This window comes from Alphaproteobacteria bacterium (assembly GCA_020638555.1).
Lineage (GTDB): Bacteria > Pseudomonadota > Alphaproteobacteria > Bin95 > Bin95 > JACKII01.
This window is the reverse complement of record JACKII010000001.1, coordinates 363,496-384,645: the sequence shown is the minus strand read 5'-3', so window position 1 is coordinate 384,645 and position 21,150 is coordinate 363,496. Positions and strand designations below refer to the sequence as shown.

Here is a 21,150-nt window from a genome sequence, read left to right as displayed (position 1 = left end):
CCGGGCTAGATCGGCATCCGCAGGATATCGTGATAGGCCTCCACCACCTTGTCGCGGATGGCGACCACGGTGCGCATGGTCATCTCGGCCGCGGCCACGGCTTCCACCACCGACTGGACGTCAGCCTCGCCGGCCACGCCCTCCAGCGATTTCGCCTCGGCGGTGCGGAGCGTGCCAACGGCCTCACTCGCCATGTCTCCGACGACGGCACCGAAATCCTTGGTCTTGTCGACACTCTCTCCGGCCCCCAGGGCCTTCGGCGCCGTGGTCTTGTCCGGCACCTCGCCGATGGGCGGGGCGTTTTTGCGGGCAGCGGCATAGCCGGCCAGCGCGCGGCTGACATTCAGATCCATGGGTCGGGCCTTCCCCTAGCGGCGCAACAGGTCGAGCGTGCGCATGAACATGTCGCGCGCCTGGTCGAAGGCGCGCAGGCCGGCGCTGTAGGAGCGGTCGGCCTCCTTCATGTCCATCATCTCGATCAGCGGGTTGACGTTGGAGGTGGTGACATAGCCGTCCCGGTCCGCCAGCGGGTTGGACGGGTCATAGCTCCGGGTCAGCGGTGCGGTGTCCCGGCCGATACGGTCGACCCGCACCGACGAGGTGTCATCGTTGCCGTCCAACGCCTCACGGAAATACACCAGCTTGCGGCGGTAGCCGGGCGAATCCACATTCGCCAGGTTTTCCGACGCCACCTTGAGCCGCTGGCCCTGGGCGCGCATGCCGGCGGCGCTGATCGTCATGATTTGGGAAAAATTGTCCTGCATCGGGTTCTCCCAGAGGCAAGGTCATGCAAACCGGGCGAAACCGCCTACGACGACCCCACGGCCAGTCGCATCAGTTCCAGGTTTTTCTCGAACGTGGTCGCCGCCAGGGCGTGGCCGGCGCGCAGACGGGCGGCCTGCATCATCTCATCCTCGAGCGAGACGGTGTTCCGGTTCGGCGCTTCCTCGTCCACCGCGGCGGCCTCGGTGGGGATGACCACCGTCGCCCCGCCATCGGCATAAGCCCGGCGCGTGGCGCCCGGCACCAGCGGCGGCAGTCCGCCGGCATGCCGCAGCGTCTCCTCGAACGGCACCACCGCCCGGCCATGAAAGCCCGGCGTATCCGCATTGGCGATATTGTCGGCCACGACCCGCAGGCCCGCGGTCTCGTACGAGAGCCGGGCCGAGGTCAGGTCGAACACGCCGATCCCGTTCAACATGGAACACCTCCATTCGTTCCCACCGCCGCCCTTATGCGCCGAAGGTCCTTAAAAATCGGTGCAAATCGAACCGCATTCCCGGTAACCCGCCGTTCACCAAACCCCGGCTAGGTCATCGGGTATGTTCACCGCAGCGCGTGCGCGCCTCGCCACTTACGACCGCCTGACCCGCGCCCTCCAGGCGCTGGAGCCGCAGCCGCTCGCCGTGTTCGGCCAGGTCGCCGCCGCGCGCGGGCCGCTGCTGGAGGTGGCGGGCCTGCACGGGTTCGCACCGGTGGGCACGCTCTGCCGGATCGAGACCCGCGCGCATCCGCATAACGCGGTCATGGGCGAGGTGATCGGCTTTCGCGACGGCCGGCATCTGGTCATGCTGTACGGCAAGGCCGACGGCGTCGCCCCCGCCACGAGGGTGACGCTCTGCGACGGCGAGCCGGTGCGTCCGGACGCCGGCTGGCTGGGGCGCATTGTCGACGGCTTCGGCCGGCCGCTGGACCTTCGCCGCCACGGCCCGTTGCCGCCGGGGGCGGAGGCGGTGCCGCTGTTGGCCGACCCACCCCGCGCGACCGAGCGCCGGGCGGTGGGGCCGCGGCTCGACACCGGCACCCATGTCTTCAACGCCTTCCTGCCGCTCTGCCAGGGCCAGCGCCTGGGCCTGTTCGCCGGTTCCGGCGTTGGCAAGTCGACCCTGCTCGCCACCCTCGCCGCGCGCGCTGCGGTCGACGTCGCCGTGATCGGCCTGATCGGCGAGCGCGGCCGGGAAGTGCGCGAGTTCGTCGAGCGCACCCTGGGGCCGGAAGGGCTCGCGCGGTCGGTGGTGGTGGTCGCCACTTCCGACGACCCGCCGCTGCTGAAGCGCCGGGCGCTGCACCTGACCACGGCGCTGGCCGAGTATTTCCGCGACCGCGGCCGCCAGGTGCTGCTGCTGGTCGACAGCCTGACCCGCTTCGCCGAGGCACATCGCGACATCGCGATGGCCGCGGGCGAGCCGCCCAGCGCCCGCGGCTTTCCCCCTTCCACCTTCGCCCAGCTCGCCCATCTGGTGGAACGGGCCGGCCCCGGCCGGGACGACCCGTCATCGGGCGACATCACCGCGCTCTACACCGTGCTGGTGCAGGGATCGGACCAGGAGGAACCGCTGGCCGACGCGGTGCGCGGCCTGCTGGACGGCCATGTGGTGCTGGACCGGGAGATCGCCGAGCGCGGCCGCTATCCCGCCATCGACGTGCTGCGCAGCGTCTCGCGCACCCTGCCCTTCTGCGCCAGCGAGGCCGAAAACGCGCTGCTGCTGGAGGCGCGCCGGCGCATGACCCTGCACCGGGAAATGGAGACCATGCTGCGGCTCGGCGCCTACCGTCCCGGCACCGACCCGGACACCGACGCCGCCATCGCCGCGCACGAGCCGCTGGAGAAATTCCTTGCCACCGGGGCGGAACGGCCGGTCGTGGCGGAAAGCTTCGGCTTTCTGAAGACCATCCTCGACCAGACCGCCCTGACCGCGCCGCGGCGGCCGCCGGCCTTGCGCTAGGGCGGATTCTGTTCCGGCTGGCTCACCCCCCATCTTCCCTGTCCTCGCGGAAGCGGGGACCCATGCCTGAGAGACAAAGACAGAGTCCGGTTTCTGTGAGAAGCGCTCAGGCATGGGCTCCCGCTTCCGCGGGAGAATGGGGCAGGAGAGTGATTCAACCAGGACCAAAAGCGCCCTAGGCGCGACCGCCTGAAGGCAGGTCGGCCGGATCGCCGGCCGCCGCCTCCCGACGCGCCGCGCCGGGCAGCGGCAAGCCCTCCGGCTTTGGCAGCACGCCCAGTTCCGGCAGATAGCGGCGCACCCGGGCGCGGACCGGCACGGCGCCGGCCACGGTTTTCTCCGCCTCCACCAGCAGCACGCCGCCGAAGCGCGGCATCAGCCACGCCCCCAGGGGTTCCAACGGGGCAGAGACACGCAACAGGGTGCGGTTGGTCACGGGTGGCAGGTGCAAGGCCCGCTCGGTCGCCAGCGGCTCGAACATCTGCTCGCGCAGCAGCCGGCGGAGTTGTCGGCCGGTATAGGGCCGCCCCTGGCCGAACGGGATACCGTCCTGCAACGCCCAGAGGCCGCTACGGTTCGGCACGATTGCCAGCAGCCGGCCGCCGGGCGCCAGCACGCGCCAGCATTCCCGCAGGAACAGGCGCAATTGCTCCGATGTTTCCAGGGCGTGCAGCAGCACCAGCCGGTCGAGCATCGCATCCGGCAACGGCCAGTCCACCTCCTCCGCCTGCACCGCCACATTGGCGAGTTGACGCGGCCAGGGCACCACACCCTGGGTCGCCGGCATCAGCGCGGCCACCCGCTCGGCCTCACCCAGAAACGGCGTGAGCGCCGGTACGGCATAGCCGACCCCGGCCACCCGCAGGCCGCGCACGTCCGGCCAGCGCGCCCGCACCCGTGCTTCCAGCCGCCGCCCGGCGGCCTGGCCCAGCGGCGTGGCGTAGAAATCGCGCAAATGCCGAACGTCGGTTCTCATTCCACCTCCACCAATGCTAGAACGTGCCAGACCCTTGCCCGCCACGCCACATATGGGAGGCACGTCATGGCTGCCCTAGAGATCGTTTTGGTGCCCGCGCTGAGCGACAACTATGTCTATCTGCTGCACGACGCCGACACCGGCGACACCGCGGTTGTCGACCCGGCCGAGGCCCCACCGGTCGAGGACGCCCTGGCCGCGCGCGGCTGGAAGCTGACGCACATCCTCAACACCCACCACCATATGGACCATATCGGCGGCGACCAGGAATTGAAGGCCAAATGGGGCTGCCCGATCGTCGGCCCCCGTGCCGAGGCCGCCCGCATCGCGGGCATGGACGTCCTGGTCTCCGAGGGCGACCGCTATGCCGTCGGCACCCAGACCGCGGAAGTGTTCGAGGTGCCGGGCCACACCACCGGCCACATCGCCTTCTGGTTCAAGGACTCGGACGCACTGTTCTGCGGCGACACCCTGTTTGCGCTCGGCTGTGGCCGCATGTTCGAGGGCAACCCGCCGGGCTTCTGGAACTCGCTGCTGAAATTGCGGGCGCTGCCGGATTCGACCCGGGTCTATTGCGGCCACGAATACACCCAGTCCAACGCCCGCTTCGCCGTCGCCGTCGATCCCGACAACGCGGCGTTGAAGGCACGGGCCGCCGAGATCGACGCGCTCAGGGCCGAGGGCAAGGGCACGATCCCGTCGCTGCTGGGCCAGGAAAAGGCCATCAACCCGTTCCTGCGCGCCGACGACCCGGCCCTGCAGGCCGCCGTCGGCATGGCGGGCGCGGACCCGGCCGACGTGTTTGCGGAAATCCGCAAGCGCAAGGACAATTTCTAGGCGTGAGCCAGGACATGCCGTCCCTGGAGGGGGTCGTGCGCGCGCTCGGCCTCCAGCCGCATCCCGAAGGCGGCTATTTCCGCGAGGTGTTCCGCGCCGCCGGGCCGGGCGGCAGCCGCGGCGCCATGACCTCGATCTATTATATGCCGCCGCTCGCCCGGCCTTCGCGCTGGCGCATGATCGACGCGGACGAGGTCTGGAGCTTCCACGCCGGCGCGCCGCTCAGCCTCTCGGTCAGCCGCGACGGTCGCACGGTGGAAATCCACCGCCTCGGCACCGACTATGCCGCCGGCGAACGGCCCCAGGCCATCGTGCCGAAAGGCGCCTGGGCGCGGGCGGAGAGCCATGGCGGCTGGAGCCTGGTGGGCGGCACCTGCGCCCCCGGCTTCGTCTACGAAGGCTTCCGCATGGCCCCGCCCGACTGGCAACCGGGCGATCCGCTGCCCTGAGGCCCCGGCCTCCGGCAACCGGATGAGTGCGGGTCGATAGTGCGGGGGCGAACGGTCCGAAGGAGGGAGCGTGGCGCGATTTCTGGTCCTGCGGCTGGCCCAATCCCTGGTGGTGCTGGCCTTGATGTCGCTGGCGATCTACGGCCTGATCGGCCTGATGCCCGGCGATCCGATCGACCTGGCGCTTTCCGCCGACCCCCGCCTGACGCCGGACGACGTGGCCCGCCTGCGCGCCCTCTATGGCCTGGACGAGCCCTGGCTGCAACGCTATCTCGCCTGGGCCGCGCAGGCGCTGCAAGGGGAGTTCGGCTATTCCCGCCTGTTCGCCGCCCCCGTTATCGCCGCCCTGGTCGAGCCCCTGGGCCGGACCCTGCTGCTGATGGGCGGCAGTTTTCTGGTGGCGCTGCTGGTGGGCCTGCCCGCCGGCATGGCCGCCGGCGCCCGGCCGCATTCCCGCCTGGACTATATCGTCAATCTGGTCTGCTTTGCCGGCGTCGCCATGCCGGCCTTCTGGCTGGCGCTGCTGCTGATTCTGCTGTTCGCGGTGACGCTGCCCTGGTTCCCCGCCAGCGCCGTCGCCCTGGAGCCGGGCCTCGGGCCGCGGCTCTATCACCTGGTGCTGCCGGTGCTCACCCTCGGCCTGCTGCAGGCGGGCGGCATCGCCCGCTATATGCGCGCGGCCATGCGCGACGCGCTCGCCGCCGACCATATCCGCACCGCCCGTGCCAAGGGCCTGAGCGAGGCGGCGGTGATCTGGGGTCATGCGCTGCGCAACGCCCTGATCCCGGTGGTCTCGATCCTGGCCCTGGACGTGGGCGGCCTGTTCAGCGGCGCCCTGATCGTCGAGATGATGTTCGGCTACCCCGGCATGGGCAAGCTGCTGTTCGATGCGGTCATGGGCAACGACTACAATCTGGCGCTGGTTGCGCTCCTGTTCGGCACCGGCGTGACGCTGGCCGCCAATCTGGCCGCCGACATCGCCTATGCCGCCATCGATCCCCGCGTCAGTTTCGGCGGGCTGGAGCAGGCATGAGCCCCGGCGCCCGCGCCTGGCACCGGTTTCGCCGCCACCGCTTCGGCCTCGCCTCGCTGGCGGTGCTGGCCCTGCTGGCCGTCGCCGCGCTCGGCGCCGGCTGGCTGGCATCGGCGCTCGGCATCGACCCCGGTGCCGTCGACCTGTTCGGCCAGTTCGGCCCGCCGTCCGCCGCCCACCCGCTCGGCCAGGACGAGCTGGGCCGCGACGTGCTGTTGCGCCTGCTGGAGGGCGGGCAGGTCTCGCTGAGCGTCGCCGTCACCGCCGCCATCGCCGCCGCCGGACTCGGCACCGTCATCGGGTTGGCCGCCGGCTATAGCGGCGGCTGGCTCGACGCGCTGTTGATGCGCCTGGTGGACAGCGTCATCGCCCTGCCGCTGTTGCCGCTGCTGATCGTGCTCGCCGCCATCGATCCGGCCAAGCTGGGCCTGGACGCCCTGGCGGGCGACCAGGGCTTCGGCCTCGCCCGCATTGTCGTCATCGTCGCCCTGGTCGGCTGGACGACCCCGGCCCGGCTGGTGCGCGGCGCGACACTGGCCGCAAGGGCCCAGGGCTATGTCCGGGCCGCCCGCGCGCTGGGGGTGCCGCCCATAGCAGTGGCGCTGCGCCACATCCTGCCGAACGTCTCCGGCCCACTCATCGTCGCGACCACGCTGGCCATGGGCCAGGTGATCCTGTTCGAGAGCGCGCTCAGCTTTCTCGGCCTCGGCATCCAGCCGCCCACGGCGAGCTGGGGCAATATGCTGACCGGTGCGCAAGAGTTGATCTGGCAAGCCCCGATGCTCGCGGTCTATCCTGGCATCGCTATCTTCGTAACGGTAATCTGCGTGAATTTTCTGGGCGATGCGTTACAAGATGCGCTGGCGCCACGAGCAACAGAGTGGGAAAATCCACCATGAAACCGATCACCGCCCTGTCATTGGCCCTCGCTCTCCTGGCCCTGCTGCTGGCCGTTCCGCATGTGGGCCATGCCAACCCGGCAACACTGGCATTGACCCAGGGCGGTACGGCGCCCGCGCCCGCTGCCGCCGCTGCACCGACGCCGCCGGCCGACCTGCGGCCGGATCAGGTGGAGGCCTATGTCGCCCCGCTCAGCGACCGCGAGGCGCGCGCCGTGTTGATCTCGGAACTGCACGCCCGGGCGGCCGCGACCGAGACCACGGCGCAAACCGCCGAATCGCCCAACCAGTTCGCGATGCTGTTGCAGCAACGGCGGATGGCCACCGCCATGCTGGGCGAGCATTTCCGCGACATCCGCGAGTTCTGGCGGGCCCTGCCGGACCGCCTCGCCTTCATGCATTTGCTGCTGACCAACCAGTCGCCCATGCCCGAGGGGCTGTTCGCCCTGGCCGTCGCCCTCGGCGCCGGCGGCCTTGTCGCGTTCGGCGTCCAGCGGTTTACCCGCCAGCGGTGCCGGCGCTGGCTGGAGCAGGACACCGAAAACTGGCCGCTGAAATTCGGCCTGCTGGCCGCGCGCCTGGCGTTGGAGCTGGTCAGCATCCTGGTGTTCGGCCTGGTCTGCATCGCCATCACCTTCGTTTTCTTCGACAGCAACGACCCGATGCGCCTGTTCGTCGAGGCGGCCGCGGGCGCCGTCGCCGTGACCCTGCTGGTCTGGGTGACCGCCCGCTTCGTGCTCGCCCCGCGCATGGCCCAACACCGGCTGTTCGTCATGGACGACCGCACCGCGAAGCGGGCGACCTGGCTTGCCGTGTTGATCGCCTTCCTCTACGCCCTGTCCAACGCCTCGGTCGGCCTGGTCGAACTGCTGAACGGCGGCGAGGAACTGGTGGCGATCCTGCGCATCGCGGTTGCCGTCATCGCCGTGGTGCTAGGCGTGGTCTATCTGCTGACCGCCCGCGTCGCGCCGCCGGCGCCGCCCATTCTCCGCGCCTGGCCCTGGCTCGGCCTGGGCGTGCTGACCATTGCCGGCGCCCTCTGGGTGCTGAACGCCGTACTCGGTGCCGAACACGGCAACACCGCAACCCTGCTGGGGCTCGTGCTGTTCATGAGCATTCCCACCATCGACGCCACCTTGCGGGCCTGGCTGGCCCCGACCGACCCCGACAGCGAACTGCAACGGGGCACGGCCCGCATCACCTGCCGCACGCTGGTGGGCCTGGCGCTCGCGCTGGCGCTCGCCTTCCTGGCCCAGGGCGCCGGTATTCCGCTGCTGGCCCTGCTCCAGACCCCCGACGGACGGTTCGTCGTCCGCAGCCTGGTCCGGGTAGCGGTCACCGTCGTCATCGCCGCCGCGGTCTGGGCCATTCTGCGGGATTGGATCGACCGCTGGATCAAGCGGGAAAAGGCCATCGCGCTCGCCAATGCCGACATGACCGGCGTCGGCGAAGGCGAAGGCGGCAGCGCCGTCATCGGCACCCGGGCGCAAACCCTGCTGCCCCTGTTCCGCGCCACCATGCTGGTGGTCATCATCGCCATCGCCGCGCTGATGATCCTGTCGAATATCGGCGTGGATATCGGCCCGCTGCTGGCCGGTGCCGGTGTCGTCGGCATCGCCATCGGCTTCGGCGCGCAGGCGCTGGTGCGTGACGTGGTCAGCGGCATTTTCTTCCTGATCGACGATGCCTTCCGCGTCGGCGAATATGTGGAGATCGACAATCTGCGCGGCGAGGTCGAGAAAATCTCGATCCGCTCCATGCAACTGCGCCACCATCGCGGCATGGTCCAGACCATCCCGTTCGGCGAATTGCGCCACATCACCAATTACAGCCGCGACTGGGTGATCTACAAACAGGACTTCCTGCTGCCGTTCGAGACCGACATCGAAAAGGTGCGCAAGATGATCAAGAAGCTGGGCCAGCAGATGCTGGAACACCCTGACTATGGCCACCTTTTCATCGACCCGCTGAAATGCCAGGGCGTCACGCGGATCGAAGAGGCGGGCATGGTGGTGCGGACCAAGTTCACCTGCAAGCCGCGCCAGCAATTCCTGTTGCGCCGCTATGCCAATCTCAACATCCAGCGCCTGTTCATGGAAAACGGCATCCAGTTCGCCCGCCGCCGCATCCAGGTGGAGGGCGAGCATGGCAGCGACGAGGGCGCCAGCGCGGCCCAGGCCGTGCTGGAAGCCGAACAGAACGCCGCCGCCAAAGCCTGACCCGCCCCCCGTCTCGGAGACACCTCCCCCATGCTCGACATCGTCCAGGTGTCTGACATCCACCTGTCGCCGACCCATGCCTGGTTCCAGGACAACTGGGACGTGTTCGTCGACGAAATGCAGGCCGATCCGCCGGACTTCGTCTTCGTCACCGGCGATGTCTGCGTCAACGGGCCGGACCGGGACTGGGAGTTCGCCTATGCCCGCGAACAGTTGGACCGGCTGCCGGTGCGATGGCGCGCCATCCCCGGCAACCACGACGCCGGCGACACCCCACCGGACGAACGCAACAACCACCCGCTGACCGAGCCGCTACGCGCCACCTTCCACCGCCATATCGACGCCGACTGGTGGGCGGAGGATCTGGCGGGCTGGCGCTTCGTCGGCCTGAACGCCCAGCTCATCGACAGCGGCCTGCCGAGCGAGCCCGCGCAATGGGCGTTCCTGGAACAGACGCTGGCGGATGCGGGCGACCGCCGCCTGGCGCTCTGGGTGCACAAGCCCCTGTTCGTGCGCGAGCCGACCGACCGGGGCCGCCATCTCACCGCCCTGTTCCCGGAGGGCCGTACCCGCCTGCTGTCGCTCTGCGAACGCCATGGCGTGGCCCTGGTCGGCAGCGGCCACCTGCACCGCTACCGCCGCCTGCGCGTCGGCCCGACCCGCCTGATCTGGGCGCCGGCCACCGCCTTTCTGATGGGCGGTCGCAAGCTGCCGGGGGCCGCCCGCCTCGGCTATATGCGCTACCGTTTCACCCGGTCCGGCTTCACCGCAAGCTTCGTGGAGCCGCCGCTGTTCCTGAACCTGGACGTCCGCAACTGGAACAAATTCCGCGGCTCCACCATCCACCTGCCCGAGCGGGGCTTGCGGGGCGGCTGATCCGCCCGCCCCCGCGGCCCCCTCACCCCGCCGTCGGCAGGGTGTAGTCCTTGAACCGGTCGCGCAGTTGCAGCTTGGAGAGCTTGCCCGTCGCCGTGTGCGGCAGATCGTCGACGAAGGCGACGTCGTCCGGCGTCCACCATTTGGCGATCTTGCCGTCGAACCAGGCCAGCATTTCGTCCTTGGTCATCGTCTCGCCCGGTTGCAGCACGACGCAGAGCAGCGGCCGCTCGTCCCAGCGCGGGTGGAAGATGCCGATGACGGCGGCCTCGGCCACTTTCGGATGACCGACGGCGATATTCTCCAGGTCGATGGAGGAAATCCATTCGCCGCCCGACTTGATCACGTCCTTGATCCGGTCGGTGATCCAGATATAGCCGTCATGGTCGATGGCGCAGACATCGCCGGTGCCGAACCAGCCGGGAATGCGGTGCGCCGGCTGCGGGTCGGTGTTGAAATACTTCTCGATGATCCAGGGGCCACGCACCATCAGTTCGCCGACGCTCTCGCCGTCCCAGGGCAGTTCTTGGTCGTTCTCGTCGACGATCATCATATCGACGCCGAACAGCGGCCGGCCGGCGGATTGCTGCAGGTCCACCTTGGGCGTGCCGGTCAGGTCCCGGTATTTGTGCTTCGGCGTGTTGACGGTGCCGAGCGGCGACATCTCGGTCATGCCCCAGGCGTGCAGCACCTCGACGCCGTAATCGTCCTGGAACGCCTCCATCATCGCCCGCGGGCAGGCGCTGCCGCCGATCACCACCCGGTCCAGATGCTCCAGCGTACTGCCGGTCGCGCGCAGATGGTTCAGCAGGCCGAGCCAGACCGCCGGCACCGCCGCCGTCAGCGAGACCTTCTCACTGTCCAGCAATTCCCAGATGCTCTTGCCGTCCATGTCGCGGCCCGGCATGACGATCTTGGCGCCGGCCATGGCACAGGCATAGGGAATGCCCCAGGCGTTGACATGGAACATCGGCACCACCGGCATCACCGTCTCGCGCGAGCCGATGCCGAGCCCGTCCGGCGAGACCGCGGCGAAGGTGTGCAACAGCGTCGAGCGGTGGCCGTACAGCGCGCCCTTCGGATTGCCCGTCGTACCGCTGGTGTAACACAGTGCCGCAGCATTGCGCTCGTCGAACTGCGGCCACTCGTAATCCGCGTCCTGGCCCGCGATCAGCTCCTCATAGCAGAGCGCATTCGGCAGGGTCACGGCCGGCATGTGCTCGCGCGGACACATGAAGATCACCCCCTTCACCGTTTTGAGCTTCGGCGCCTGCTCGGCGATCAGCTCGGCAAAGGAGGTGTCGACGAACACATACTGGTCTTCGGCATGGTTGATGATGTAGTCGATCTGCTCCGGAAACAGGCGCGGGTTGATGGTATGGGTGACCGCGCCCAGGCCGGCAATGGCGTAATACGCCTCCAGATGGCGGTAGGTGTTCCAGGCCATGGTGCCGACGCGCTGCCCCGGCTGCACGCCCAGCGCGGTCAGCGCCTTGGCCAGTTGTTTCGACCGCCGTTCGGCATCCGCCCAGGTGTAGCGGTGAATGCCTTCGTCCAGCGTGCGCGTGACGATCTCGGTCTCGCCATGATACCGGGCGGCGTGCGCAATCAGGCTGGAAATCAGCAGCGGCTTGTCCATCATATTGGCGAACATGGGCGAGGGTCCTTGATCGATTATGCTTGCACTCCCCGATCAATGCCCCGCTTGGCGCCATCCTGCAAGGGCCGGCCTTGCCTCAGGCGTCGCGGATCGCTATTCGGGGAAGGATTGCCTTTTGCATCGAAACAGTTGATCGGACGCAAGTCGTGTTCGCCTACCTGGTTAAACGAATCTTTCAGTCGATCATCGTCATGCTGGCGGTGGCCTTGCTGTCGTTCCTGCTGTTCACGTTCGTCGGCGACCCCGTCGCCAACCTGGTCGGCCAGGACACCTCGCTCGAACAGCGCGCGGCCATTCGTGACTCCCTGGGGCTGAACGACCCGTTCTACATCCAGTTCCTGCACTTCGTCGGCAATGCCGTGCAGGGGGATTTCGGCCAGAGCTGGTTCTGGAAGAAGCCCGTGCACGAACTGATCGCGAGCCGCCTGCCGGTCACGCTGGAACTGGTGTTCGTCTCCGCGGTTCTGGCCATGGGCCTCGGCATGCTGCTGGGGGTGGTGACCGCGATCCACCGCTATCACTGGAGCGCGCGGCTGCTGATGACCGTTTCCCTGGTGGGCGTGTCGCTGCCGACCTTCCTGATCGGCATCGGGCTGATCTATCTGTTCTCGGTGATCCTCGGCTGGCTGCCGTCGTTCGGACGGGGCGAAACCGTCGATCTCGGCCTGTGGCAGACCAGCCTGCTGACGCTCGACGGCTGGGCGCACATCGTCATGCCCGCCATCACGCTGTCGCTGTTTCAGATGACCCTGGTGCTGCGCCTGGTCCGGACCGAGATGCTGGAGACGTTGCAGACCGACTTCATCAAGTTCGCCCGCGCCCGCGGCCTCGGCCGCCGGACGGTCTATTACCGGCATGCACTGCGCAACACGCTGGTGCCGGTGATCACCATTGCCGGCCTGAATATCGGCCTGCTGGTCGCCTTCTCGATCATCACCGAGACGGTGTTCCAGTATCCGGGCGTCGGCCTGATGTTCCTGAAGGCGGTGCAGTTGGTCGATATCCCCGTGATGTCCGCCTATCTGATGCTGGTGGCGCTGATCTTCGTCACCATCAACTTCCTCGTCGACGTGCTCTATTTCGTCGTCGACCCGCGCCTGCGCACGCAGACCAGCTGACCCAAGGGGGAGCCCGCAACCGGCATGGCCCAGAACCAGCAATCCCGCCTGCGCGTCTTCCTCGACGGCGACCTGGTCTACAGTTTCAAACGCTCGCCGCTGGCCATTGCCGCGACGCTGGCGACCCTGGCCTGTTTTGCGGTGGCGGCCCTGGCCCCCTTGATCGCCCCCCATTGCATCGAGCCGGTCTGCCTCGACCTGATGAACGGCCTGACCCCGCCCGCCTGGACCGAGTCCGGCGTCCCCGCCTTCCCCCTCGGCACCGACGAACAGGGCCGCGACATCCTCTCGTCGATTTTCTACGCCTCGCGGGTGTCGCTGGTGGTCGGCTTCGCGGCGGTCGGGTTCGGCATGGTGCTGGGCGTCGGCCTGGGCATTGTCGCCGGTTATTTCGGCGGCTGGGTCGATGCCGTCATCATGCGCCTCGCCGACATGCAGCTGACTTTCCCCAGCATTCTGGTGGCGCTGCTGATCGCCGGCGTGGTGCGCTCGGTCCTCACCGATCTGGCCGACCGCGCCATCCTGACCGGCGTCGCGTTCGAGGACGTGGCCATTTTCGTCCTGATCGTCGCGATCGGCCTCTCGGACTGGCCCCGGTTCGCCCGCGTCGCCCGCGGCGCCACCCTGGTGGAACTGAACAAGGGCTATGTCGCCGCCGCCAAGGTGCTGGGCCTGCCGGCACGCCGCATCATGCTGCGCCATGTCCTGCCCAATCTGATGGGGCCGATCCTGGTGATCGCCACCATCGGCCTGGCGCTGGCGATCATCGCCGAGGCCACGCTTTCCTTCCTGGGTGTCGGCGTGCCGCCGACCAACCCGTCGCTGGGCACGCTGATCCGGATCGGCAACGAGTACCTGTTCAGCGGCGAGTGGTGGATCACCCTGTTTCCCGCGCTCTGGCTCATCCTCCTGGTGCTGTCGGTCAACATTATCGGCGACTGGCTGCGGGACGCACTCAATCCCAAGCTGCGCCGGTGATGGCCATCAAATCTCCATAGTTGTATGTTCAGTGCTGGAATTGGGATTTGTTGGGTGGATTCGGTATGCAAGAGCATGAACCAGATATCGTCGCCCTGTTGCAGGACACGTTCAACAGCTGGCTGGTAGGGCAATGGCCGGAAGCGCGGCGGGCCTATGGTTCCGTTCGCACCGGCTCCGATGCCACCGCAGCGCCCGTCCTCGCGACCTTCTTGCACGATATCTCCGGCACCGCCGCCCTGGCCGGGGCGCCGCACCTCGGCAAGGTTGCACACGTGCTCGACCGTCGCTGTCGGGCTTGCGCCTGGCGGTTCTGCAACGACTGCATCGGCGAGCGCGACCGGCTTTGGCGGGTTCTGGCCGCAGAGGTGGAGCGCCGCATCGCCGGCCAGGCCCCGCCGGAAGACGCCATGCTCGCAACCGTCGCCGACCTGCTTACCGAGCCGGACCGCCACACCCGCTGATACCCATGGGGCTTGCCGTTGCCCGTCGGCTGTGCTGCAACGGTCGGGGCATACAGTCCCGGGCAAACCGCCGGACACCGGCGAAGCACGGGGCGGTTGCCGCGTCGTTTTCCTGGCAGGAGCACAGTTTTCATGATCCCACAGATTTATGCCGACGGCATTTCCAACATCACCTTCGTCAACGGCATGGTCCGCATCGACCTGGCCTCGACGCCGCCGGTCCCGGCTCAAGGCGGGGCGGCCCCGACTGCGGAGGTGCACCACCGCATCATCGTAACACCCCGCGCCTTCCTCCAGTCCATGGGCATGATGCAGGATCTGCTGAACAAGCTGGTGGAAGCCGGCGTCGTCCGCCGCACCGATCAAAGCGACACCACCAGTCTGGTCGGCGAACCCCCGGTGAACTGACCGACGGCCGGGGAGAGCGGACCAAACTGTGACGGGCGTCACTGACGTACAGGCCCGGCGCCCCTAGGTTAACGGAAGTGGGAACGCAAACACCGACCTGTGTCCCACTACCCTCCCCGAACCTGGGGTGCAGCAGTCCCTCATCTGCGGCATCCCGGATCTCTGGAAGCACCGGTTCGCTGGTGCTTCCTTTTTTTTGGCCTGCCGGCAAGGCTCCGCCCTTGCGTTGACATCCCCATGCCAGACCACCACGTTTACGCTGTCCTTTTCTTCGGACCGCTCTCTGCGTATGGCGCCCGCCGGCTGAGGCCTCGGCTTTACACAGTGATGTTCTGGTTGAGGCTGCCCCGGCGGCCGCATCGTGTGTCCGCCCGCATTGCAACGCAGAAGGGATCGTCCATGACCCAGGCCACCACCGGCCACACCGTTCACGTCCACTATCGCGGCACGCTGGACGACGGCACCGAATTCGACAACTCCGCCGGCCGCGAGCCGCTTCAGGTCACGCTCGGCCAGGGCCAGGTCATTCCCGGCTTCGAAAATGCGCTGATGGGCATGAGCGAGGGCGAGAGCAAGACCGTCACCCTGCCGCCGGAAGAGGCCTATGGCGAAGCCAATCCCGGCTTGGTGCACGAGGTCGACCGCGCCCAGATCCCCGCGGAAATCCCGCTGCAACTGGGCATGACGCTCACCGCAACCAACCAGCAGGGCGGCCAGATGCAGCTGACCGTCATCGCCATGGAGGACGACAAGGTCACGCTCGACGCCAACCATCCGCTGGCGGGCAAGGCGCTGACCTTCGAACTGACGCTGGCGAAGATCGCCGCCTGACGCCCAGTTCCCCGGACGGTGCGGAGCGCCCGTGTTCCCCGGACGGCGCGGAGCGCCGGGCCGGGGCCGGTGCCTCCCTTCGAACACCGTCACCGCCCGTGTTCGCGAGCGCGACCGATCCCGGCCCACCGCTCTGCGGCGGCCGGGAAACGCCACACCATCGGTCGATGCGTATCAGGCCGCGGCCAGGGCGGCGGCGGCCTCGGCCCGGATCTGCTCGGGCGAGCCCAGCAATTGCCGGTCCAGGCCGATGCGCTTGAACCAGACATGCAGGCCCAGATCGTCGGTAAAGCCCATGCCGCCATGCACCTCGGTCGCGCCGCGGGCCACCATGCGCCCGACCTCGGCCAGATGCGCCTTGGCGTGGCAGGCGAGCCGGTGCGCCTCCGGCCCCGGCAACGTCGTCTGGGCGTGCGTGGCGTACCAGACCAGGGCGCGGGCCGGCTCCAGCGCCGTGACCATGTCGGCCAGCGCGTGCTTCACGCCCTGAAACGAGCCGATCACCCGCTCGAACTGCACCCGCTGCTTCGAATAGGCCGTCGCCTGTTCCAGCATCGCATCGGCCGCACCCAGCGTATCCGCCGCCAGCGCCACCCGCGCCAGGTCCAGCGCCCGGCGGGTAAGCGTCGCACCGCCAGCGACCGGCTCCGCCTCCACCGCCTCGAAGCGCAGTTCCGCCAGCGCGCGGGTGCGGTCGATGCTGGTCATGGGCGTGCGCAAAAGGCCATGGGCGTCGCTGCGCACCCACCACAATTCGCCGTCGGCAGCAGTCAAGAACGCATCCGCCGCCCCGGCGTCCAGCACCGCCAGCGCCTTGCCGGAGAGCCGCCCGCCCGCATTGCGCACGCCGGCGCCCTCGCGCGCACCGACCGCCTCGGCCAGCGCCAGGCCGACGCGCGCCTCGCCAGCCGCAATCCGCGGCAACCATTCCGCCGCCAGCCCATTGCTGCCGCTTTCCGCCAAGACCAGGGGCGCCACGAAAGCCGTGCCGAGATAGGGCGCCGGCGCCACGAACCGGCCCAACTCCTCCAGCACCAGCCCGGCCTCGAACGCGCCGAGCCCCAGGCCGCCATAGTCCTCCGGCACCAGCACGCCCATGGCGCCCAGTTCCGTCAGGCCGCTCCAGAGCCGCTGGTCATAGCCGGAGCCCTCCGCCGCCACCTCGCGCACCCGCGCCAGCGGCGCGCGCTCCGCCAGCAGGCGACGCAACTGGTCGCGGAAGGTCTCTTGTTCGCTCGACAGTCCGAACCGCATCAGTGGCGCCCTCCCATACCCTGGGGCGGGATCACCGCCTTCGGCTCCCGCGGCAGGTCCAGGCCGCGCTCGGCGATGATATTGCGCTGGATGTTGGTCGAGCCGCCGCCGATGATCAGGCCCAGATCGTGCATGTACCAGGCCTGCCAGGCGCCCTCGTCGCGCAGATAGTCGCCGTCCTCGTAGAGCACGCCCAGCTCGCCCATGGCGTCGATGGCCAGCGCGTCCAGCTCGTGGTTCAGCACCGTGCCGTAATACTTGGTCACCAGTCGCGCGAGACCGGGGTCGGCCCCGTCCAGGTCGGCGGTCAGCACCCGCATATTGTTGAATTTCAGCGCCAGGACCTTGGCCTCCAACTGCATCAGCCGGTCGGCCAGCAACGGGTCGTCGATGGCGCGGCGGCCGTCGACGCTTTCGCGCCGCATCAGCTTCACCAGGCCGTCGAAGCGGGAGATCGACTTCGCCGGATCGCCGAGGCCGCCACGCTCGTGCTTCAGCGTCACGTTCGCCACCTTCCAGCCCTCGCCGCGACCGGCGACGATGTTGGTTGCCGGAATGCGGACCTCGTCGAAGAAGACCTGGTTGAACTCGCTCCGCCCCGTCATGGTCTTCAGCGGTGAGACCGTGACGCCGGGCGTCTCCATCGGGATCAGCAGGTAGGAGATGCCGCGGTGCTTCGGCGCGTCGGGCTCGGTGCGGACCAGGCAGAACATCATCTGCGCGTAGTGGGCGCCGGAGGTCCAGATTTTCTGGCCGTTGATCACCCATTCCTCGCCCTCCAGCCGGGCACTGGTGCGCAGGCTGGCGAGGTCGGAGCCGGAGCCCGGCTCGGAATAGCCCTGGCACCACCATTCTTCGCCGGTGATCGCCTTCGGCACATAGCGCGCCTTCTGCTCCGCCGTGCCGACCTCCAGCAGGGTCGGCACCAGCATCATGATGCCGATGCCCTGCAACCCCGCCTGCACGCCGGCGGCGGAGAATTCCTCGTTGATGATCATGGTTTCCAGAATGTCGTCCGGCGCACCGAAGCCGCCGTAGTCCGCCGGCACCGTGCGCGCGGCATAGCCGGCGGCGATCAGGCGCTTTTGCCAGTCGAACTGTTGCGGCGTCGGCGCCACCCGATCGCGGACCGTAACGGCGGGCGGGGCGTGCCTGCGGTGCTCGGCGATGAAGCCGCGCACCTCGGTGCGGAAATCCACATAGCGCTGGTCGAGGGAGAGATCCATTGGGGCCGTGTCCTCTGTGTTCGTTGGCGCCCATTGCAAGCCCGACGGCCCCGCCCGGTCAAGGGTGCTGGCGTCCGATCGTCTCCAGCGTCACCGGGAACAGCGGCGCCAGATCGTCGACCGCCATGACGTGATAGGCGCTGAACCGGTAGGCCGTGCCGGCCGCCAGTTCCGGCGGCGTGAACGGAAACGCCAGATTGCCGCTGGTCGAGAGCCGCCCGGGAAAGCCCAGGTGCAGCAGGTATTGCTTGGTCGACTTCGCCACGGTCAGCGCCCGCGCCATGGTCTCGGCGATGACCTCGGCCATGACGAAAATCTCCCGCGGCGGCACCGCCGGCGGCTGCGGCCAGTCATAGACCGCGTCCAGGCCATAGAGGCGGAAGGTCAGGGCATAGTCCGGCTCTTCTCCCGGCGCACAGACCAGGCCCTGCACCACGCCCTTGACCTGCTCGGTCAGGTCGCGCGCGCCGGCGATGAAGCGCGGATCGGCGGAGCCGGCCAGCAGCACCGCCCGCTCGCCGACGCGGGTGGCGCCTTCCAGCTTCACCGTCATCCGCGCCGCCGGCTCCCAGGTGGCGCCGGAGACGCGGGTGCGCCGCTCGTCCAGGGCCTCGTATTGCGCGCCGGCGACGTTCGCCCGGCCTTCCGGCTCGATGATCTCGTTCGGGTCCGCCTGTTCGTACAGGCTGTGCGCCGCCACCGACATGGGCGTGGCCCGCCGCTCCGGGTTCATGCTCTCCAGCACGAAGCCCTCCGCATCCAGGGTCGCCAGGATCGGGTCGCGCCCGCCGGGATCGCAGCAGAGCGAGGCGCATTCGATGATCTTGGCCATATGCATCACTGGCCCGAACGGGAAGCCCAGCATCTGCGGAATGCAGGCATAGATGCCGGTATCGCAGGCGCGCCCGGCGACGATCACGTCGGGGTCCTGCTCCAGCGCCCGCACGAACGCCTCGGTGCCGGCCTGACCGACCAGAGCGGCCGCAGCGTCCACCTCCGCCTCGGTCAGGTCTGCCAGCAGGCCCAGGCTCTGTACCCGCCCGGCCCGCACCGCCGCCTTGACCTCCGCGCGCGGCATGTCCGAGCGGATCACGGCGAGGCGGAAGCTGAGCCCTTCCTCCGCCGCGATCTCGCGCACCATGGCGAGCGTCGCGTCCAGGTGCGGACCGGCGCCGGCACTGCCGGCCGAGCCGATGATCAGCGGAATGTCGAGCGCGCGGGCGCCCTTGATCAACGCCGCCAGATCGCGCCTGGTCTGCTCCGGCGCCGTCGCCATCTGGCCGCTGCCGAGAAAGGTCGGGCCGATATCGGTGGAGCCCATGTCCGCGCCGATCATGTCCGGCTCGCGCCTGAGCGCCTCGGCCAGGGCGGCGGCGGGAATGCCATAGCCGAGTTGGCCCGTGGCACCGACCAGCTTCAGCGGCCGGCTCGGATCGGCGGCAAAGCGCTCGCGCAGGCGGCGGACGGCGCTCATAGCTCCAACTCCAGCAGCGGGACATGCTGCTGTGCGCCATAGACGTCGCGGTCGCCGGGGCTGCCGGCGGGCATGCGGCGCGGCAGGGTGATCTTCACCGCCAACGCCACCGGATAGGGCTGGATGCGCACGCTGTCGGCCGACACGCCATAAAGCGGCGCGATGCGGGCCGCGTTCAGTTCCGGCGACTGCACGCAGCGCTCATAGCTGGCGCGGTCGGCAAACATCAGATCGAAGGTCAGGTGCAGTGGCCCGGCGTTCTTGGAACGCACCACACGGGCAAGCTCGATCAGGCGCATGGGTCGGCGGTCCTCCCGCGGCATCGGCAAGATTTCCACCAGTCTGCGCCCTGGCGGCGGCCCTGGCCAGAGGCTAAGCTGGCCGAAACGCCCGATCCGCCCGTCTGCCCCTCGAGGAACGCCCGCCATGACCGACCGTCCGAACCGAGGCCCCGGTTTCGATACCCTGGCCGTCCATGCCGGCGCCTCGCCCGACCCGGCCACCGGCGCACGCTCGACACCGATCTACCAGACCACGGCCTTCGTGTTCGACGATGCCGACCACGCTGCCTCTCTCTTCAACCTGCAAACCTATGGCTATATCTATGGCCGCCTGACCAACCCCACCACCTCGGTGCTGGAGGAGCGCATCGCGGCGCTGGAGGATGGCCGCGGCGCCATCGCCACCGCCTCCGGCCACGCGGCGCAGATGCTGATCTCGTTCGTGTTGATGGAGCCGGGCGCCCACATGCTGGCGTCGAACAAGCTTTATGGCGGCTCGCTCACCCAGTTCACCAACACGTTCAAGAAATTCGGCTGGGACGCCACCGTGCTCGACCCGGACGACCCCGCCGAATTCCGCAAACACATCCGCCCGGAGACCAAGGCGATCTTCATCGAGAGCCTGGCCAACCCCACCGGCGTCATCGCCGACATCGCCGCCTTTGCCGACATCGCCCACGAAGCCGGCATCCCGCTGATCGTCGACAACACGTCGGCCACGCCCTATCTCTGCCGGCCGTTCGAATGGGGCGCCGACATCATCACCCATTCGACCACGAAATTCCTGTCCGGCCACGGCAATGCCATGGGCGGCGTCGTGGTGGATTCCGGCAAGTTCGACTGGGGCCAGAACGACAAATTCCCGTCGCTGACCAAGCCGGAGCCCGCCTATCACGGCCTCACCTTCTACGAGACCTTCGGCGATCTGGCGCTGACCGTGCACGGCCACGCCATCGGCCTGCGCGACCTGGGCGCGACCATGGCGCCGCTGAACGCCTATCTCACCATCACCGGCTGCGAGACGCTGGGCCTGCGCGTCGCCAAGCATTGCGAAAACGCGCTCGCCGTCGCCGAGTATCTGGAGGCGCATCCGGCGGTGAACTGGGTGTCCTATCCGGGCCTGAAAAGCTCGAAATATTACGACCTGCACCGGAAATACATGCCCAAGGGCGCCGGCTCGGTCTTTGCCGTCGGCCTGAAGGGCGGTTACGAGGCCGGCCTGAAAATGGTCGATGCGGTGGAGATGTTCAGCCATGTCGCCAATATCGGCGACACCCGCTCGCTCATCATCCACCCGGCCAGCACCACCCACCGCCAGTTGGACGAGAAAGCCCAGATCGCCTCGGGCGCCGGCCCGGACGTGGTGCGTCTCTCCATCGGCATCGAGGACCCCGCCGACATCATCGCCGACCTGGATCAGGCCCTGGCCGCCGCCATGTGA

Annotated in this window: 22 protein-coding genes; 13 read left to right on the top strand and 9 right to left on the bottom strand. The window is 68.5% G+C overall.

The genetic code is table 11. The features are described 5' to 3' along the window. Window positions 1-5 precede the first annotated feature (5 nt). The 3 genes from H6844_01800 to H6844_01790 are packed head-to-tail and all read right to left on the bottom strand — an operon-like array spanning window position 6 to window position 1,201. A complete protein-coding gene (locus H6844_01800; protein MCB9928141.1) occupies window positions 6-353 on the bottom strand; it encodes a flagellar hook-basal body complex protein FliE in 348 nt (115 codons plus the stop codon). 15 nt (window positions 354-368) lie between these two features. Then, complete coding sequence (gene flgC, locus H6844_01795; GenBank protein ID MCB9928140.1) at window positions 369-764, bottom strand: flagellar basal body rod protein FlgC; 396 nt, start codon at window positions 762-764, stop codon at window positions 369-371. A 44-nt stretch (window positions 765-808) separates the two neighbouring features. Beyond that, a complete protein-coding gene (locus tag H6844_01790) occupies window positions 809-1,201 on the bottom strand; it encodes a flagellar biosynthesis protein FlgG (GenBank protein ID MCB9928139.1) in 393 nt (130 codons plus the stop codon). A 121-nt stretch (window positions 1,202-1,322) separates the two neighbouring features. On the opposite strand from H6844_01790, the gene H6844_01785 reads away from it, so the two are divergent. Beyond that, a complete protein-coding gene (locus H6844_01785) occupies window positions 1,323-2,726 on the top strand; it encodes a FliI/YscN family ATPase (GenBank protein MCB9928138.1) in 1,404 nt (467 codons plus the stop codon). 175 nt (window positions 2,727-2,901) lie between these two features. Here the strand turns inward: H6844_01785 and H6844_01780 are convergent, their stop codons facing one another. Continuing rightward, the gene (locus H6844_01780; GenBank protein MCB9928137.1) at window positions 2,902-3,702 is read right to left on the bottom strand and encodes a methyltransferase domain-containing protein; all 801 of its coding nucleotides are present in this window, start codon (window positions 3,700-3,702) and stop codon (window positions 2,902-2,904) included. A 66-nt stretch (window positions 3,703-3,768) separates the two neighbouring features. On the opposite strand from H6844_01780, the gene gloB reads away from it, so the two are divergent. From gloB to H6844_01750, 6 genes are all read left to right on the top strand, one after another. Continuing rightward, entirely contained in the window at window positions 3,769-4,539 is a 771-nt protein-coding gene (gloB, locus tag H6844_01775; GenBank protein MCB9928136.1) for a hydroxyacylglutathione hydrolase, read from the top strand. A gap of 14 nt (window positions 4,540-4,553) precedes the next feature. Beyond that, window positions 4,554-4,988 carry a cupin domain-containing protein gene (locus H6844_01770; GenBank protein ID MCB9928135.1) on the top strand — a complete coding sequence of 145 codons (435 nt, stop codon included), beginning with the start codon at window positions 4,554-4,556 and terminating at the stop codon, window positions 4,986-4,988. 70 nt (window positions 4,989-5,058) lie between these two features. Next, the gene (locus H6844_01765; GenBank protein MCB9928134.1) at window positions 5,059-6,021 is read left to right on the top strand and encodes an ABC transporter permease; all 963 of its coding nucleotides are present in this window, start codon (window positions 5,059-5,061) and stop codon (window positions 6,019-6,021) included. Then, window positions 6,018-6,920 carry an ABC transporter permease gene (locus tag H6844_01760; protein ID MCB9928133.1) on the top strand — a complete coding sequence of 301 codons (903 nt, stop codon included), beginning with the start codon at window positions 6,018-6,020 and terminating at the stop codon, window positions 6,918-6,920. The genes H6844_01765 and H6844_01760 overlap by 4 nt, the downstream gene beginning before the upstream one ends. Beyond that, complete coding sequence (locus tag H6844_01755) at window positions 6,917-9,139, top strand: mechanosensitive ion channel family protein (protein MCB9928132.1); 2,223 nt, start codon at window positions 6,917-6,919, stop codon at window positions 9,137-9,139. The genes H6844_01760 and H6844_01755 overlap by 4 nt, the downstream gene beginning before the upstream one ends. Window positions 9,140-9,169: 30 nt before the next feature. Beyond that, window positions 9,170-10,015 (top strand): metallophosphoesterase, encoded by an 846-nt coding sequence (locus H6844_01750; GenBank protein MCB9928131.1) that lies wholly within the window; start codon window positions 9,170-9,172, stop codon window positions 10,013-10,015. Window positions 10,016-10,037: 22 nt separating this feature from the next. On the opposite strand, the gene H6844_01745 is transcribed toward H6844_01750, so the two are convergent. Next, complete coding sequence (locus H6844_01745; GenBank protein MCB9928130.1) at window positions 10,038-11,669, bottom strand: long-chain-fatty-acid--CoA ligase; 1,632 nt, start codon at window positions 11,667-11,669, stop codon at window positions 10,038-10,040. A gap of 152 nt (window positions 11,670-11,821) precedes the next feature. Here H6844_01745 and H6844_01740 point away from each other — a divergent pair, with 152 nt between their 5' ends. The 5 genes from H6844_01740 to H6844_01720 all read left to right on the top strand — a co-directional run bounded on the left by H6844_01740 (window position 11,822) and on the right by H6844_01720 (window position 15,474). Next, window positions 11,822-12,793, top strand: a complete 972-nt coding sequence (locus H6844_01740) for an ABC transporter permease (protein MCB9928129.1) — start codon at window positions 11,822-11,824, stop codon at window positions 12,791-12,793. A gap of 24 nt (window positions 12,794-12,817) precedes the next feature. Then, window positions 12,818-13,771: an ABC transporter permease gene (locus tag H6844_01735; GenBank protein MCB9928128.1), complete on the top strand. Its 954-nt coding sequence runs from the start codon at window positions 12,818-12,820 to the stop codon at window positions 13,769-13,771. Window positions 13,772-13,836: 65 nt separating this feature from the next. After that, window positions 13,837-14,235: a hypothetical protein gene (locus H6844_01730; protein MCB9928127.1), complete on the top strand. Its 399-nt coding sequence runs from the start codon at window positions 13,837-13,839 to the stop codon at window positions 14,233-14,235. 132 nt (window positions 14,236-14,367) lie between these two features. Next, window positions 14,368-14,643, top strand: a complete 276-nt coding sequence (locus H6844_01725) for a hypothetical protein (protein MCB9928126.1) — start codon at window positions 14,368-14,370, stop codon at window positions 14,641-14,643. A gap of 399 nt (window positions 14,644-15,042) precedes the next feature. Then, window positions 15,043-15,474, top strand: coding sequence for a peptidylprolyl isomerase (locus tag H6844_01720; GenBank protein ID MCB9928125.1), 432 nt, complete (start codon window positions 15,043-15,045; stop codon window positions 15,472-15,474). A gap of 174 nt (window positions 15,475-15,648) precedes the next feature. Here H6844_01720 and H6844_01715 read toward each other — a convergent pair whose 3' ends face one another. The 4 genes from H6844_01715 to H6844_01700 are packed head-to-tail and all read right to left on the bottom strand — an operon-like array spanning window position 15,649 to window position 19,727. Next, window positions 15,649-16,728 carry an acyl-CoA/acyl-ACP dehydrogenase gene (locus H6844_01715; protein ID MCB9928124.1) on the bottom strand — a complete coding sequence of 360 codons (1,080 nt, stop codon included), beginning with the start codon at window positions 16,726-16,728 and terminating at the stop codon, window positions 15,649-15,651. Next, entirely contained in the window at window positions 16,728-17,954 is a 1,227-nt protein-coding gene (locus H6844_01710) for an acyl-CoA dehydrogenase family protein (GenBank protein MCB9928123.1), read from the bottom strand. Before H6844_01710 ends, H6844_01715 begins: the two co-directional genes overlap by 1 nt. Before the next feature lie 58 nt (window positions 17,955-18,012). Beyond that, the gene (locus H6844_01705) at window positions 18,013-19,428 is read right to left on the bottom strand and encodes an acyclic terpene utilization AtuA family protein (GenBank protein ID MCB9928122.1); all 1,416 of its coding nucleotides are present in this window, start codon (window positions 19,426-19,428) and stop codon (window positions 18,013-18,015) included. Then, window positions 19,425-19,727 (bottom strand): DUF4387 domain-containing protein, encoded by a 303-nt coding sequence (locus tag H6844_01700; protein MCB9928121.1) that lies wholly within the window; start codon window positions 19,725-19,727, stop codon window positions 19,425-19,427. The genes H6844_01705 and H6844_01700 overlap by 4 nt, the downstream gene beginning before the upstream one ends. Before the next feature lie 127 nt (window positions 19,728-19,854). Here H6844_01700 and H6844_01695 point away from each other — a divergent pair, with 127 nt between their 5' ends. Then, on the top strand, window positions 19,855-21,150 hold the full coding sequence (locus H6844_01695; GenBank protein MCB9928120.1) for an O-acetylhomoserine aminocarboxypropyltransferase: 1,296 nt from the start codon (window positions 19,855-19,857) through the stop codon (window positions 21,148-21,150).

Coding starts and splice junctions, on each gene's coding strand:
- H6844_01790 (MCB9928139.1), bottom strand. CDS start 1,201: ATGTTGAACGGGATCGGCGTGTTCGACCTGACCTCGGCCCGGCTCTCG.
- flgC (MCB9928140.1), bottom strand. CDS start 764: ATGCAGGACAATTTTTCCCAAATCATGACGATCAGCGCCGCCGGCATG.
- gloB (MCB9928136.1), top strand. CDS start 3,769: ATGGCTGCCCTAGAGATCGTTTTGGTGCCCGCGCTGAGCGACAACTAT.
- H6844_01695 (MCB9928120.1), top strand. CDS start 19,855: ATGACCGACCGTCCGAACCGAGGCCCCGGTTTCGATACCCTGGCCGTC.
- H6844_01755 (MCB9928132.1), top strand. CDS start 6,917: ATGAAACCGATCACCGCCCTGTCATTGGCCCTCGCTCTCCTGGCCCTG.
- H6844_01730 (MCB9928127.1), top strand. CDS start 13,837: ATGCAAGAGCATGAACCAGATATCGTCGCCCTGTTGCAGGACACGTTC.
- H6844_01715 (MCB9928124.1), bottom strand. CDS start 16,728: ATGCGGTTCGGACTGTCGAGCGAACAAGAGACCTTCCGCGACCAGTTG.
- H6844_01745 (MCB9928130.1), bottom strand. CDS start 11,669: ATGTTCGCCAATATGATGGACAAGCCGCTGCTGATTTCCAGCCTGATT.
- H6844_01780 (MCB9928137.1), bottom strand. CDS start 3,702: ATGAGAACCGACGTTCGGCATTTGCGCGATTTCTACGCCACGCCGCTG.
- H6844_01700 (MCB9928121.1), bottom strand. CDS start 19,727: ATGCGCCTGATCGAGCTTGCCCGTGTGGTGCGTTCCAAGAACGCCGGG.
- H6844_01785 (MCB9928138.1), top strand. CDS start 1,323: ATGTTCACCGCAGCGCGTGCGCGCCTCGCCACTTACGACCGCCTGACC.
- H6844_01710 (MCB9928123.1), bottom strand. CDS start 17,954: ATGGATCTCTCCCTCGACCAGCGCTATGTGGATTTCCGCACCGAGGTG.
- H6844_01750 (MCB9928131.1), top strand. CDS start 9,170: ATGCTCGACATCGTCCAGGTGTCTGACATCCACCTGTCGCCGACCCAT.
- H6844_01800 (MCB9928141.1), bottom strand. CDS start 353: ATGGATCTGAATGTCAGCCGCGCGCTGGCCGGCTATGCCGCTGCCCGC.
- H6844_01735 (MCB9928128.1), top strand. CDS start 12,818: ATGGCCCAGAACCAGCAATCCCGCCTGCGCGTCTTCCTCGACGGCGAC.
- H6844_01720 (MCB9928125.1), top strand. CDS start 15,043: ATGACCCAGGCCACCACCGGCCACACCGTTCACGTCCACTATCGCGGC.
- H6844_01760 (MCB9928133.1), top strand. CDS start 6,018: ATGAGCCCCGGCGCCCGCGCCTGGCACCGGTTTCGCCGCCACCGCTTC.
- H6844_01725 (MCB9928126.1), top strand. CDS start 14,368: ATGATCCCACAGATTTATGCCGACGGCATTTCCAACATCACCTTCGTC.
- H6844_01770 (MCB9928135.1), top strand. CDS start 4,554: ATGCCGTCCCTGGAGGGGGTCGTGCGCGCGCTCGGCCTCCAGCCGCAT.
- H6844_01705 (MCB9928122.1), bottom strand. CDS start 19,428: ATGAGCGCCGTCCGCCGCCTGCGCGAGCGCTTTGCCGCCGATCCGAGC.